This window comes from Mycobacterium zoologicum (genome assembly GCF_020181635.2).
Taxonomy (GTDB): domain Bacteria; phylum Actinomycetota; class Actinomycetes; order Mycobacteriales; family Mycobacteriaceae; genus Mycobacterium; species Mycobacterium zoologicum.
In genome coordinates, this window is the sequence record NZ_JAYJJS010000003.1 from 31,985 (window position 1) to 45,277 (window position 13,293).

Annotated in this window: 14 protein-coding genes; 9 read left to right on the top strand and 5 right to left on the bottom strand. The window is 69.1% G+C overall.

Annotation, left to right across the window (positions count from 1 at the left end; all coding sequences use genetic code 11):
• Position 1: 1 nt before the first annotated feature.
• Positions 2 to 388, bottom strand: coding sequence for a DUF6394 family protein (locus K6T84_RS03055; protein ID WP_224862827.1), 387 nt, complete (start codon positions 386 to 388; stop codon positions 2 to 4).
• 9 nt (positions 389 to 397) lie between these two features.
• Positions 398 to 1,036, bottom strand: a complete 639-nt coding sequence (locus K6T84_RS03060; RefSeq protein WP_225400758.1) for a hypothetical protein — start codon at positions 1,034 to 1,036, stop codon at positions 398 to 400.
• A gap of 52 nt (positions 1,037 to 1,088) precedes the next feature.
• Between K6T84_RS03060 and K6T84_RS03065 the strand changes: the two genes are divergently transcribed.
• The 6 genes from K6T84_RS03065 (at position 1,089) to K6T84_RS03090 (ending at position 8,382) form a co-directional block, all read left to right on the top strand.
• Positions 1,089 to 1,985 (top strand): phosphoribosylaminoimidazolesuccinocarboxamide synthase, encoded by an 897-nt coding sequence (locus K6T84_RS03065; protein ID WP_225400757.1) that lies wholly within the window; start codon positions 1,089 to 1,091, stop codon positions 1,983 to 1,985.
• Positions 1,982 to 4,087 (top strand): S9 family peptidase, encoded by a 2,106-nt coding sequence (locus K6T84_RS03070; protein ID WP_225400756.1) that lies wholly within the window; start codon positions 1,982 to 1,984, stop codon positions 4,085 to 4,087. The genes K6T84_RS03065 and K6T84_RS03070 overlap by 4 nt, the downstream gene beginning before the upstream one ends.
• Positions 4,088 to 4,097: 10 nt before the next feature.
• On the top strand, positions 4,098 to 4,586 hold the full coding sequence (locus K6T84_RS03075; RefSeq protein ID WP_224862823.1) for a glutathione peroxidase: 489 nt from the start codon (positions 4,098 to 4,100) through the stop codon (positions 4,584 to 4,586).
• Positions 4,586 to 5,932 carry a DUF2254 domain-containing protein gene (locus K6T84_RS03080; protein ID WP_224862822.1) on the top strand — a complete coding sequence of 449 codons (1,347 nt, stop codon included), beginning with the start codon at positions 4,586 to 4,588 and terminating at the stop codon, positions 5,930 to 5,932. The genes K6T84_RS03075 and K6T84_RS03080 overlap by 1 nt, the downstream gene beginning before the upstream one ends.
• Positions 5,933 to 5,993: 61 nt before the next feature.
• Positions 5,994 to 6,707: a DUF2334 domain-containing protein gene (locus K6T84_RS03085; protein ID WP_225400755.1), complete on the top strand. Its 714-nt coding sequence runs from the start codon at positions 5,994 to 5,996 to the stop codon at positions 6,705 to 6,707.
• A gap of 19 nt (positions 6,708 to 6,726) precedes the next feature.
• Positions 6,727 to 8,382, top strand: coding sequence for an FAD-binding dehydrogenase (locus tag K6T84_RS03090; protein ID WP_225400754.1), 1,656 nt, complete (start codon positions 6,727 to 6,729; stop codon positions 8,380 to 8,382).
• A 97-nt stretch (positions 8,383 to 8,479) separates the two neighbouring features.
• Here K6T84_RS03090 and K6T84_RS03095 read toward each other — a convergent pair whose 3' ends face one another.
• Positions 8,480 to 9,118 (bottom strand): MBL fold metallo-hydrolase, encoded by a 639-nt coding sequence (locus K6T84_RS03095; RefSeq protein ID WP_225400753.1) that lies wholly within the window; start codon positions 9,116 to 9,118, stop codon positions 8,480 to 8,482.
• Positions 9,119 to 9,203: 85 nt separating this feature from the next.
• On the opposite strand from K6T84_RS03095, the gene purS reads away from it, so the two are divergent.
• Together purS and purQ are read left to right on the top strand one after the other, a co-directional pair.
• Complete coding sequence (gene purS, locus K6T84_RS03100) at positions 9,204 to 9,443, top strand: phosphoribosylformylglycinamidine synthase subunit PurS (RefSeq protein ID WP_225400752.1); 240 nt, start codon at positions 9,204 to 9,206, stop codon at positions 9,441 to 9,443.
• Entirely contained in the window at positions 9,440 to 10,114 is a 675-nt protein-coding gene (gene purQ, locus K6T84_RS03105; protein ID WP_225400751.1) for a phosphoribosylformylglycinamidine synthase subunit PurQ, read from the top strand. The genes purS and purQ overlap by 4 nt, the downstream gene beginning before the upstream one ends.
• Before the next feature lies 1 nt (position 10,115).
• On the opposite strand, the gene K6T84_RS03110 is transcribed toward purQ, so the two are convergent.
• Together K6T84_RS03110 and K6T84_RS03115 are read right to left on the bottom strand one after the other, a co-directional pair.
• Positions 10,116 to 10,913 carry a family 1 encapsulin nanocompartment shell protein gene (locus K6T84_RS03110; RefSeq protein WP_225400750.1) on the bottom strand — a complete coding sequence of 266 codons (798 nt, stop codon included), beginning with the start codon at positions 10,911 to 10,913 and terminating at the stop codon, positions 10,116 to 10,118.
• Positions 10,913 to 11,935: a Dyp-type peroxidase gene (locus K6T84_RS03115; protein ID WP_225400749.1), complete on the bottom strand. Its 1,023-nt coding sequence runs from the start codon at positions 11,933 to 11,935 to the stop codon at positions 10,913 to 10,915. Before K6T84_RS03115 ends, K6T84_RS03110 begins: the two co-directional genes overlap by 1 nt.
• Before the next feature lie 51 nt (positions 11,936 to 11,986).
• On the opposite strand from K6T84_RS03115, the gene K6T84_RS03120 reads away from it, so the two are divergent.
• Positions 11,987 to 13,249: a M18 family aminopeptidase gene (locus K6T84_RS03120; RefSeq protein WP_224862814.1), complete on the top strand. Its 1,263-nt coding sequence runs from the start codon at positions 11,987 to 11,989 to the stop codon at positions 13,247 to 13,249.
• Positions 13,250 to 13,293 lie beyond the last annotated feature (44 nt).

Consider the following 13,293-nt stretch of genomic DNA (forward strand, 5'->3'; position numbering starts at 1 on the left):
ACTAGCGACGCCTGAACGAGGACGTTTCGACCACCAGCAGAGTGACGGACACGATGTTGGCCAGCAGCGCCCCACCCGACAGCGACACCACGCTCGCCGTTGCGTGCTGGTCCAGGCCGTAGACCGAGACCTGGGTGTAATAGACCCACATCCCGGCCGCGGAGACGAGCTGCAGCAGCGCGACCAGGCTGGTCGCCAGGTGGACTGCGCCGAGCTGGGTGCGGTCACCGAACTTCAATATCGAGGTGATGAAGGCGACGATCAGGGCGAGGAACAGCTCCCAGGGGTTGTGGATGACCGGATCTCCGATGTCGCCGACGAAGAAGCCGAAATTCAATGTCGCCGATAACAACACAAAGAAACCGAAAACCACCTTCTCGAGGTTCACAACGGCAGCCTAGCCCGCTGCGGTCGTCGATCGGGGATGTCGCGCCAACCCGGCCGAGGCCAGCTCAACGGCCGCGAGGCCGGCGATGACGGTGGGGTTCTGATGCCGCCACCCGCCGACCGGGTCGGGGCTGACCGCGGTCAGTGCGCGGTGCGGCCGGGTCGCCAGCGCGCGCAGCGCCAGCAGCTCGGCGCCGGCCGGTGTGGCCGCCAGCGCCAGCACCGCCCGCTTGCGCAGGAAGAACCGCAGCCGCAACGCCAGCCACGGCATCGCCACCGCCAGGATCGGCGGTGCGGCGACCGCCACCGCCAGCAGGTAGGCCAGCCACCCGGCGGTGGTGTCCAGGTTGTGGCCGGCGCCGGCGATATCCACGGCCGCCTCGCCCGCCGCGGTCAGCGGCTTGCTCACCGCATCGCCCACGAGCGGAATACGATCCGCGCTGTGCCCGGCCGAGACCAGGCTCTCGGCCACTCCATTGGCGCCCCGCTCGAACTGCCGGCCCACCCCGGCGATCGTGGCGACCGCCCCGTGCACGGCCAGCGCGACCAGCACCCAGACGAACGTCCACGTCGCGACGATGACATCGCTGAACAGTTGGGCCAACAGGCGGACAGGGGAGGTGGCGTAGGGCAGCAGCCGGGATGTCATGGAACCGATCCCAACACACCCGGCGAAGCCCCGCGCTGGATAGGCTGGCGCAATGTCGCGTCCCGCGCTCTCGGAGTACCAGCACCTGGCCAGCGGCAAAGTCCGCGAACTGTACCGGATCGACGACAAGCATCTGCTGTTCGTCGCCACCGACCGAATCTCGGCGTTCGACTACATCCTGGACAGCCAGATCCCCGACAAGGGCCGCATCCTGACCGCGATGAGCGTCTTCTTCTTCGACCTCGTCGAAGCGCCCAACCATCTGGCCGGCCCACCGGATGACCCGCGCATTCCCGACGAGGTGCTCGGCCGGGCGCTGGTGGTCCGCCAACTGGAGATGATGCCGGTCGAGTGCGTGGCGCGCGGCTACCTGACCGGCTCCGGGCTGCTGGACTACCAGCGCACCGGCTCGCTCTGCGGCATCCCGCTGCCGCCGGGGCTGGTGGAGGCCAGCAAGTTCGCCAACCCGGTCTTCACCCCGGCCACCAAGGCCGAGATCGGCGCACACGACGAGAACATCTCGTTAGCGCAGGTGATCGACCTGGTGGGTCCGGTGCGGGCCGGCCAGCTGCGCGACCGAACCATGGCGACCTATGTGCAAGCAGCCGACCACGCCCTGACCAAGGGCATCATCATCGCCGACACCAAGTTCGAGTTCGGTGTCGACGAGCACGGCAACCTGATCCTGGCCGACGAGGTGTTCACCCCCGACTCGTCGCGGTACTGGCCGGCCGAACACTATCGGGCCGGAGTGGTGCAGGAGAGCTTCGATAAGCAGTTCGTGCGCAACTGGCTGACCGGTCCGGAGTCGGGCTGGGACCGGGCCGGCGAGCTGCCGCCGCCGGCGTTGCCGCAGGACGTCATCGACGCGACCCGCTCACGCTACATCGAAGCCTACGAACGCATTTCGGGGCTGTCCTTCGACGACTGGGTCGGCCCCGGGGCATGAACGGAACAGCCCATACCCCGCCTTCGGCCAAGCGGGTCCAGACCACCCGCACCCACCACGGCGACGTGTTCGTCGACCCCTACGAATGGCTGCGGGACAAGGCCGACCCCGAGGTGATCGCCTACCTGGAGGCCGAGAACGCCTACACCGATGCCGCGACCGCACACCTGGAACCGTTGCGGAATGCCATCTTCGATGAGATCAAGGCCCGAACCAAGGAGACCGACCTGTCGGTTCCGGCGCGCCGCGGTCAGTGGTGGTATTACGCGAGGACTTTCGAAGGCAAGCAGTACGGCGTCCAATGCCGCTGTCCGGTAACCGATCCCGACGACTGGACTCCGCCGCTTCTGGACGAGGCCACCGAGATTCCCGGCGAGCAGGTGCTGCTCGACCAGAATGTCGAAGCGCAGGGCCATGACTTCTTCGCGCTCGGTGCGGCCGGCGTCAGCCCGGACGGCAATATCCTGGCCTACTCCGTCGACGTCGTCGGAGACGAGCGGTACACGTTGCGGTTCAAGGATTTGTCCACCGGTGAGCTGCTGGCCGACGAGATCGCCGGGATCGGCGCGGGCGTGACCTGGGCGACCGACAACAGCACCGTCTACTACATCACCGTCGACGCGGCCTGGCGACCGGACACCGTGTGGCGCTACCGGATCGGTGCGGGCGGGCAAGCCGAGCAGGTCTACCACGAGGACGATGAGCGGTTCTGGCTGTCGGTGGGACGCACCCGCAGCGACGCCTACGTGTTGATCGCGGCCGGTTCGTCGATCACCTCCGAGGTGCGCTACGCCGACGCCGCCGACCCGGCGGCCGATTTCACCGTGGTGCTGCCCCGCCGGGAAGGCATCGAGTACTCCGTGGAGCACGCCGTCGTCGGCGGCCAGGATCGATTCCTCATGTTGCACAACGACGGTGCGGTCAACTTCACCCTGGTGCAGGCCCCGGTGAGCGACCCGGCCGCAAGTGAGACCCTGATCGCCGGACGTGACGACGTGCGGCTGGACATGGTGGACGCGTTCGCCAATCACCTGGTGATCGGTTACCGGGCCGAAGGGTTGCCGCGCATTCAGCTGTGGCCGATCGGCACGTGCGGCCAATACCAAGCGCCGCAGGACATCACCTTCGACACCGAACTGACGTCGGCGGGCCTGGGGGCCAACCCGAACTGGGACAGCCCCAAACTCCGGGTGGGCGCGACCTCCTTCATCACCCCGGTCCGCATCTACGACATCGACCTGGCGACCGGCCAGCGCACGCTGCTGCGCGAGCAGTCGGTACTAGGCGACTACCGCAGTTCGGACTACGTCGAATACCGCGACTGGGCTCACGCCGAGGACGGAACACGGGTGCCGGTTTCGGTCGTGCACCGCGCGGGTATCGAACTGCCCGCGCCCACACTGATTTACGGCTACGGCGCCTATGAGATGTGCGAAGACCCGCACTTCTCCATCGCCCGGCTCTCGCTGCTGGACCGCGGCATGGTGTTCGCGGTGGCGCATGTCCGGGGCGGCGGCGAGATGGGCCGGCTGTGGTACGAGGGCGGAAAGCTGTTGGAGAAGAAGAACAGCTTCACCGACTTCGTCACCGCGGGGCGTCACCTGATCGATTCGGGCGTCTGTGCACCGCGGGGCCTGGTGGCGATGGGTGGCAGCGCAGGCGGGCTGCTGATGGGGGCGGTCACCAATCTGGCACCGGAACTGTTCGCCGGGGTGGTGGCCCAGGTCCCGTTCGTCGACCCGCTCACCACCATCTTGGACCCGTCGCTGCCGCTGACCGTCACCGAATGGGACGAATGGGGAAACCCGTTGGACGATCACGACGTCTACCGGTACATGAAGTCCTACTCGCCGTACGAGAACGTCACCGAACGCGGGTACCCGCCGATCCTGGCCACCACTTCCCTTCACGACACCCGGGTCTACTACGTCGAACCGGCGAAATGGGTTGCGGCGCTGCGGCACGCCAAGACCGACAGCAATCCGGTGCTGCTGAAGACCCAGATGACAGCGGGCCACGGTGGCATCTCCGGGCGTTACGAGCGCTGGAAGGACACCGCATTCCACTACGCCTGGCTGCTGTCGACAGCGGGTTGCGGGTAACGTCGCGGCCATGAGCCTCGCCGATATCCCGCTGACCACCCTCGACGGCACGCCCACCTCGCTGGCCGACTACAGCGACCGGGCCGTGCTGATCGTCAACGTCGCCTCCAAGTGCGGGCTCACCCCGCAGTACGGGGCCCTGGAGCAGCTTGCGCAGGACTACGCCGGCCGCGGCCTGACGGTGCTCGGTGTGCCCTGCAACCAGTTCATGGGCCAGGAACCCGGCAGCCCCGAGGAGATTGCGACCTTCTGCTCCACCACCTACGGCGTGACGTTCCCGCTGCTGGCCAAGACCGACGTCAACGGCGATGCCCGGCACCCGCTGTACGCGGAGCTGACCAAGGCCGCCGACGCCGACGGCGCGGCCGGGGACGTGCAGTGGAACTTCGAGAAGTTCCTGCTCGCCCCGGGCGGCGCCGTGGTCAACCGGTTCCGCCCCACCACGGTGCCGGACGCACCGGAGGTGATCGCCGCCATCGAGGCCGTCGTGCCGCGCTGATGCGTACCCGCTCGCAGCGCTTCCCGAGCGTGCGCTCGTTGGCGCTGGCCTACCGGTTCCGCGAGAGCCTGTTTCTGCTGCCGCTGCTGATCGTGTGCGGTGGCATGCTGCTGGCCGTCGCGTCCCGTACCGCGGACCGACGCCTCGGTGATTCGCCGCGGCTGCTGCTGAAGATGGACAGCGGCGTGGCCACCACGCTGCTGTCCACCATCGCCGGTGCCACGATCACCACCGCGGGGGTCATCTTCTCGCTGACCATCGTGAGCCTGCAGCTGGCCAGCTCACAGCTATCGCCGCGGGTGATGCGCTGGTTCATCCGGGACCGGCTCAGCCAGGTGGTGATCGGCCTGCTGGTGGCGACGTTCGTGTACTGCGTGCTGAGCCTGCCGGATCTGGACGGCTCCTCACCGGCTCCCGCGCCGCCGGTGACGGTCACGGTCGCGGTCGTGCTGACCATCGCCACCGTCATCACGATCATCGCCCACGTCGATCACCTGGCGCATCGGCTCGAGGTCGGCCAGGTGGTGCGCGAGATCGCGGCGGAGGGCTCGATGGTGATCGATGTCGTGGCGGCCGCAGCGGCCGGCGAGCAGCCGGCCCCCGACGCGGACGTGGAGGCCCCGCCGGATGCGCTGCGACTGACCTCGCCCGGCAACGGCTGGGTCAGCCGGGTCGACACCAAGCGGCTGCTGGCCGCCATCCCGGCGGACACCACCATCCGGTTGGACACCCGAGTCGGCGCGTACATCCACCTGGGGCAACCGCTGGTCACGATCTGGCCGGAGCCGGCTCATCCGGATCGGGTGCGGCAGAAGCTGACCCGGGCGATCGGGGTCAGCGGCAGCCGCACCATGCAGGAGGATATCGACTTCGCGTTCCGTCAACTGGTCGACATCGGGCTGCGCGCGCTGAGTTCGGCCATCAACGACCCCACCACCGCGGTGGAGGCGACATTGCGAGTGGGCAGTCTGCTTCGCCGGCTGCTGGTGATGCCTTCGCCGCTGCGGGCGGTGGCCGGCCCGGACGGTCGGATTCTGCTGCGGCCCTGGGTCCTTGACGCCGAGGAGTACATCGCGCACGGCTTCGATCAGCTGCGCCAGGTCGCGCCCGGGCAACCGCTGGTGGCGGCTACGATCCTGCGGGTATTGCGGATGCTGATCGCCCGCGTCCAGGAAGAAGACCGGAATGAATATGTTCCGGCGCTGCGTGAGCAGGCCGATCTGCTGCTGGAATCCCTTGCCAAGACGCCGGATCTGCATCCGCGGGACCTGATGAGACTGCGTGCGATCGCCGCCAACAGCACCGACCCGGCCGATCACAGCAACCGTCGTCGGTTGACCCCGTAGCGCTGTCTGACGTCTTCCTCGATGTCACCGGCCGGACACCTGCGGTCGCCACACTGGTGACGTGACCGGACAACTGATCGTCTCCGTCTCCGGGATCGAGGCGCGCAGCTGCGCCGACGCCGAGGCGTTCTGCGCACAGCTGGACGCCCGCGGGGTGCCGGTGTCATTGCTGGTGGCGCCGCGGCTGGGCGCGGACTACCGGCTGGACCGCGACGCGGGCACCAGCGACTGGCTGCGGCAGCGGCGGGCCGGCGGCGCGGCGATCGTGCTGCACGGCTTCGACGAGGCCGCCACCAAGAAACGCCGCGGCGAATTCGCCACGCTGCCCGCCCACGAGGCGAACCTGCGGCTGCTCGGCGCCGACCGGGTGCTCGAACACCTGGGGCTGCGGACCCGACTGTTCGCCGCGCCCGGCTGGACGGTGTCTGCGGGGACTGTGACTGCATTGCCCCGCAACGGGTTCCGGTTACTGGCCGGCCTGCACGGGGTGACCGATCTGGTGACCGGCAGCACCGAGCGGTCCCGGGTGGTCGGCATCGGAGCCGGTTTCCCGAAGGCGCCCTGGTGGTGCCGGATGGTGGTGACGACCAGCGAACGCATCGCCCGGCGCGGCGGAAAAGTGCGACTGTCGGTCGGTGCTCGCCAGCTCAGCGATCGGGGGGTGGCCGCGGCCATGCTCGACGCCGTGGACACCGCCCTGGAGCACGGCTGCCGGCCGGAGCGCTACCGCTGGCCCACGACCCCGGCGGAGGTGACCACCGGGCTCAGTGCCTGACCCGTTACGGTTGACCGCCATGAGCGGTAGCGCGGATGCCGATGCGATCGTCGTCGGTGCGGGTCTGGCCGGCCTGGTGGCGGCGTGCGAACTGGCCGATCGCGGCCGGCAGGTGCTGATCCTCGACCAGGAGAACAGCGCGAACCTGGGCGGGCAGGCGTTCTGGTCCTTCGGCGGCCTGTTCTTCGTCGACAGCCCCGAGCAGCGCCGGCTTGGGGTGCGCGACAGTCACGAACTGGCGCTGCAGGATTGGCTGGGCACCGCCGGCTTCGACCGGGCCGAAGATCACTGGCCGCGGCAGTGGGCGCACGCCTACGTCGACTTCGCCGCGGGCGAGAAGCGCAGTTGGCTGGCCGCCCGCGGACTGAAGGTGTTCCCACTGGTCGGCTGGGCCGAGCGCGGCGGCTACGGCGCGATCGGGCACGGCAACTCGGTGCCCAGGTTCCACATCACCTGGGGGACTGGCCCCGCCCTGGTGGAGATGTTCGCGAGCCGACTGCGCGAGCACCCGAAAGTCCGTTTCGTGCACCGCCACCGGGTGGACGAATTGATTGTCGAGGGTGGCCGGGCGACCGGGGTGCGCGGCGCCGTGCTGGAACCCAGCGACGCGCCGCGCGGAGTCGCATCGTCGCGGAACACGATGGGCGAGTTCGAGTTCCGTGCGTCTGCGGTGCTGGTGACCAGTGGTGGTATCGGCGGCAACCTCGATCTGGTGCGGCAGAACTGGCCGGAACGCATGGGCCGGGTGCCGTCGCAGCTGCTGGCGGGGGTGCCGGCTCACGTCGACGGCCGGATGATCGGGATCACCGAGGCGGCCGGCGGCCGGGTGATCAACCGCGACCGGATGTGGCACTACACCGAGGGCATCACCAACTACGACCCGATCTGGCCGGGCCACGGCATCCGGATCATTCCGGGCCCGTCGCCGCTGTGGCTGGATGCCGCCGGCACAAGACTGCCCGGGCCGCTGTATCCCGGTTTCGACACCCTGGGCACCCTCGAGCACATCGCCCGCTCCGGGTACGACTACACCTGGTTCGTGCTCAACGCGAAGATCATCGAGAAGGAATTCGCGTTGTCCGGCCAGGAGCAGAACCCGGATCTGACCGGGCGCAGCCTGAAACAGCTGATCGCGTCGCGGGCACGCAAGGGCCCGCCGCCGCCGGTGCAGGCGTTCGTCGAGCGCGGTGTGGACTTCGTGCGGGCCGATTCACTGCGCGAACTGGTCGCGGCGATGAACGACCTGCCCGAGGTGGCGCCGCTGGATTATGCGACGGTCGAGGCGGAGGTCACCGCGCGCGATCGCGAGGTGGCCAACCGATTCAGCAAGGACGGCCAGATCACCGCCATCCGCGGTGCCCGGGCCTACCTGGGCGACCGGCTGGGCCGGGTGGTGGCGCCGCACCGGCTGACCGATCCCAAGGCCGGCCCGCTGATCGCGGTCAAGTTGCACATCCTGACCCGTAAGACGCTGGGGGGCTTGGAGACCGACCTCGGCGCCCGAGTGCTGGGCGGTGACGGCAAACCGATCGACGGGCTCTATGCCGCCGGTGAGGTGGCCGGTTTCGGCGGCGGCGGGGTGCACGGCTACCGGGCGCTGGAGGGCACGTTCCTGGGTGGCTGCATCTTCTCCGGTCGCGCCGCCGGGCGTACCGCGGCCGCCGACATCGCCTGAGTTCTGACCGACCGCATCGGCCGCGAGCGTGCACAGCTGTACGTCCTGACCGGCGTGTCGCGGCACAAACATGCACGCTCGCGCACAGGGGGCGGGCTCAGAACCCGACGTCGCTTTCGGCCGGCAGCACCTGGAAGTCGGTGCGGCCCATCTCGGCCAACCGGCCGTGATAGATGCCCCGCGCGTCGGGCGCGATGATGCCTTGGTGGATCGGCACCGCGGCCCGAGGCGCCACCGCGCGCAGGTAGTCGACCGCCTCGGAGATCTTCATCCACGGCGCCGCCGCCGGGGTGGCCAGCACGTCCACCGGCTCGCCGGGGACGAACAGCGCGTCACCGGGATGCATCAACCGGGCCGGATGGCCGTCGTCTCCGATCAGGTAGGAGATGTTGTCGATCACCGGCAGCTCCGGGTGGATCACCGCATGTACCCCGCCCACCCCGCGCACCCGCAGCGAGCCGACCGAGAACGCGTCCCCGACCTGCACCGCCTGCCACGGCGCACCCAGCTGGGCGGCGGTCTGCGGGTCTGCGTAGAGCGCGGCACCCGGGTTGGCCTCGATCAGCGCCGGCAGTCGCGCCACATCGGCGTGGTCGGGGTGCTGATGGGTGATCAGGATGGCCGCCAGGCCGGTGATGCCCTCGAAGCCGTGCGAGAAGTTGCCCGGGTCGAACAGCACGGTGGTGTCGCCGAAGTCGGCGAGCAGGCAGGAATGGCCGAAGTGGGTCAGACGCATAGCTAAAGATTGTGCGCTCCGGCGGCGCGGACGGGCATCGGTATTGTTGAGCCGTCCGATTCCCCGTCGACAGTAGGGAGCGCGCGTGGCCCGGGTGGTTGTGCACGTGATGCCCAAAGCCGAGATCCTCGACCCGCAGGGCCAGGCGATCGTCGGCGCGCTTTCCCGCCTCGGGCACGGCGGGGTCTCCGACGTGCGGCAGGGCAAGCGCTTCGAGCTCGAGGTCGACGATTCGATCGATGACGCCGCGCTCGCCGAGATCGCCGAATCGCTGCTGGCCAACACCGTGATCGAGGACTTCACCGTCAGTCGGGAGACCTCGTGAGCGCCCGCATCGGCGTCATCACCTTTCCCGGCACCCTCGACGACGTCGACGCCGCCCGCGCGGTGAAGTTCGTCGGGGCCGAGCCGGTCAGCCTCTGGCACGCCGACGCCGACCTCAAGGGGGTCGACGCCGTCGTCGTACCCGGCGGCTTCTCCTACGGCGACTACCTGCGCTGCGGGGCCATCGCCCGGTTCGCCCCGGTGATGGGCGAGGTCATCAAAGCGGCCGGTGCGGGCATGCCGGTGCTGGGCATCTGCAACGGCTTCCAGGTGCTGTGCGAGGCGGGCCTTTTGCCGGGCGTGCTGACCCGCAACGCCGGCCTGCACTTCGTCTGCCGCGACGTCTGGCTGCGGGTGGCCGCCACCGGCACCGCGTGGACCTCCCGGTTCGACGCGGACGCCGACATCCTGGTGCCGCTCAAATCCGGCGAGGGCCGCTACGTGGCTTCCGAAGCCGTGCTCGACGAGCTGGAGGGCGAGGGCCGGGTGGTCTTCCGCTACCTGGACAACATCAACGGTTCGATGCGTGACATCGCCGGGGTGAGCTCGGCCAACGGCCGGGTGGTGGGCCTGATGCCGCACCCCGAGCACGCCATCGAGGCGCTGACCGGGCCGAGCGACGACGGGCTGGGGCTGTTCTACTCCGCGCTGGACGCGGTGCTCTCAGTCTGAGTCAGCAGTTCAGCGCGACCGCGGCTTCGGCGGTGTAGCACAGGAACGTGAGCGTCTCCTGCAGGTAGAGCTGCACGCTGTCGGCATCATGCGAGGTATATCCGATCGACACGTCGGTGCCCAACTGCAGATCGAAATCCCCGCCCCGGGTGGTCAGCACGAATGCGCCGTCGATCGCCGGCGCCCAGATGATGTCGCCGTCGACCAGCCGGTGCAGGTGCTCGCGGATCGGATAGCCGTGGTCGGAGGTCTCGGAGACCTTGGTGTAGGCGTCGGCCGACAGCAGCACCGAATAGGGGCCGTCCACCCCGGCCAGCCGCAGCGCCGAGAGTGCCTGGCTGATCACGTCTGGGATGTCACGCGGGTCGTCGGGCAGCGTCAGCGCCGGATTCGAGCTGGCGTCGCGAATGCCGTCGACGGATGCGGCCGGATAACCCTGGAAGATCATCCGGTCCTCGGCGAACGCCAGCTTCTTGGCCGCCTCCTTGACCGGGTCCCAGTCCGGGTCCTGCGAACCGCGCTCGACGTCGTCGATCTCCGCGCGCGACAGGGTGAACGGAACACGCAGGCGCACCAGGGGTTTGCTGTCACGCAGGTGTGCGACCACGCCGTCTGCCGGCGCACCGACATCGGTCAGCCGGCCGGTGCCCACCGCGGCCGCCGTCGGCCCGGCCGGTTCGCTGACGTCGACCACGCGACGGCCGGCGATGTGCCGCTTGAACGTCCGGGCCGCCTCCTGCTCGATGTCGGCCCAGGCCGCTTCGGTGACCGGGGCCAGATCGCGATACAGGTTGTTCATTACGAAATTCCTTTCAGGCTGCCTATGTTCAGTGAGCCGTCAACGCCGTCACCGGCGGACTCGACGGGCCCGGTGCGGGCCGGGACCGCCAATCCCGCCAGCGGTGGCGGATCGTCGAGGAAGTCGGCGGTGGGGGTGAAGAACATCCCGCCGGTGATCGCGGTGGAGAAATCCAGGATGCGGTCAGTGTTGCCCGGCGGGTCGCCGAAGAACATGTTGCGCAGCATCCGCTCGGTGATCTCCGGGCTGCGCGCGTAAGCGATGTAGTACGTCCCGGACTCGCCGGAACCCACCGTGCCGAACGGCATGTTGTGCCGCACGATGTCCAGTTCGTTGCCGTCCTCGTCGGTGATCACGTTCAACGCGACATGCGAGTTGGCCGGCTTCACCGCGTCGTCGTACTCGATGTCATCGGCCTTGGTGCGCCCGATCACCCGCTCCTGCTCGGTGACGCCCAGCGCCTCCCAGGCGGCCATGTCGTGCAGGTACTTCTGAATATGCACATAGGACCCGCCGGCGAACTCCGGGTCCTCATCGCCCACCGCGGTGGCGTCCACCGCTTCGTCGCCGACCGGGTTCTCGGTGCCGTCGACAAAGCCGAGCAGGTCGCGATTGTCGAAGAATCGGAAGCCGTGCACCTCATCGACCACGGTGATCGACCCGGCCATCGCCTTGACGATGCGTCCCGCCAACTCGAAGCAGACGTCCATGGTCTCGCCCTTGATGTGGAACAACAGATCCCCCGGGGTGGCCGGCGCGGTGTGCCGCGGCCCGGTCAGCTCCACGAACGGATGCAGCTGCGCCGGCCGGGGCCCGCTGAACAACCTGTCCCAGGCCTCCGAGCCGATCGAGGTCACCAGCGACAGCTGCTTGGTCGAGTCGCGGAAACCGATCGCCCGGGCGAAACCCGCCAGCTCCGGCAACGCGTCGTGCACGGCTGCCTCGCCGCCCTCATCGATGGTTGCGACCAGGAAAATGGCCGCGCAGGTCAGTGGAGCGGTCACAGGCTGAGCGGACGGCACGATACTGACCCTAGCGTCCCCGTCGGGCTCGGGTAGGAAACACTGGTGGACATGGCCGCTACCGCAATCGGGTTATGCGAGTTCATCGACGCCTCACCGTCACCGTTTCACGCCTGCGTCACCGTCGCGCAGCGACTGGCGGCCGCCGGCTACACCGAGCTGGCCGAATCCGACCGCTGGCCGCAGGCGCCCGGGCGGTACTTCGTGGTCCGCGCCGGCTCGGTGGTGGCCTGGGACAGCTCGCGGCACGGTGGTGATCCGGCGCCGTTCCGGATCATCGGCGCGCACACCGACAGCCCGAACCTGCGCGTCAAGCAGCATCCCGCCCGCGAGGCGGCCGGTTGGCAGATGGTAGCGCTGGAGCCCTATGGCGGTGCCTGGCTGAACTCCTGGCTGGACCGCGACCTGGGCATCAGCGGGCGGCTGTCCGTACGCAGCGGTGCCGGCATCAAGCACCACCTGGTCCGCATCGACGAACCGATTCTGCGGGTGCCGCAACTGGCCATCCACCTCGCCGACGACCGCAAAGCCGTCGCGCTGGACCCGCAACGCCACCTCAACGCGGTGTGGGGTGCTGGCGGTTCGCCGGACTTCCTGGGCTACGTCGCCGAACGCGCCGGCGTGGAGCCCCGCGACATGCTGGGCTTCGATCTGATGACCCACGACTTGGCGCCGTCGAGGGTGACCGGTGTCGGGGAGGTGCTCGTCAGCGCGCCGCGACTGGACAACCAGGCCAGCTGCTACGCCGGGCTGGAGGCGCTGTTGGCGGCCGGAATCGGCCGGTATGTGCCGGTGCTGGCGCTGTTCGACCACGAGGAGGTCGGGTCGACCTCGGACCACGGTGCCGGATCGGACCTGCTGGCCACCGCGCTGGAACGGATCACGCTGGCCGCCGGTGGGGACCGGGAGGACTTCCTGCGCCGGCTGGCCGGCTCCACGCTGGCCTCGGCCGACATGGCGCATGCCACCCACCCCAACTACCCGGACCGCCACGAGCCGGCCCATCAGATCGCGATCAACGGCGGTCCGGTGCTCAAGGTGCAGCCGAACCTGCGCTACGCCACCGACGGGCGCACCGCCGCTACGTTCGCGCTGGCCTGCGCGCAGGCCGGGGTTGCGCTGCAGCGCTACGAGCACCGTGCCGACCTGCCGTGCGGGTCGACCATCGGCCCGATGAGCGCGGCGCGCACCGGAATCCCCACCGTCGACATCGGCGCCCCGCAGCTGGCCATGCATTCGGCGCGGGAGCTGATGGGTGCGCGCGACGTCGCCGCCTACGCGGCAGCACTGACCGCGTTCCTGGCGCCGGACTGAGCGATCTCGGCGCGATTGTCTGCGCCCAGCGACGACAATCGCGC

Coding starts and splice junctions, on each gene's coding strand:
- K6T84_RS03060 (WP_225400758.1), bottom strand. CDS start 1,036: ATGACATCCCGGCTGCTGCCCTACGCCACCTCCCCTGTCCGCCTGTTG.
- K6T84_RS03065 (WP_225400757.1), top strand. CDS start 1,089: ATGTCGCGTCCCGCGCTCTCGGAGTACCAGCACCTGGCCAGCGGCAAA.
- K6T84_RS03070 (WP_225400756.1), top strand. CDS start 1,982: ATGAACGGAACAGCCCATACCCCGCCTTCGGCCAAGCGGGTCCAGACC.
- K6T84_RS03075 (WP_224862823.1), top strand. CDS start 4,098: ATGAGCCTCGCCGATATCCCGCTGACCACCCTCGACGGCACGCCCACC.
- K6T84_RS03080 (WP_224862822.1), top strand. CDS start 4,586: ATGCGTACCCGCTCGCAGCGCTTCCCGAGCGTGCGCTCGTTGGCGCTG.
- K6T84_RS03090 (WP_225400754.1), top strand. CDS start 6,727: ATGAGCGGTAGCGCGGATGCCGATGCGATCGTCGTCGGTGCGGGTCTG.
- K6T84_RS03095 (WP_225400753.1), bottom strand. CDS start 9,118: ATGCGTCTGACCCACTTCGGCCATTCCTGCCTGCTCGCCGACTTCGGC.
- K6T84_RS03110 (WP_225400750.1), bottom strand. CDS start 10,913: ATGAACAACCTGTATCGCGATCTGGCCCCGGTCACCGAAGCGGCCTGG.
- K6T84_RS03120 (WP_224862814.1), top strand. CDS start 11,987: ATGGCCGCTACCGCAATCGGGTTATGCGAGTTCATCGACGCCTCACCG.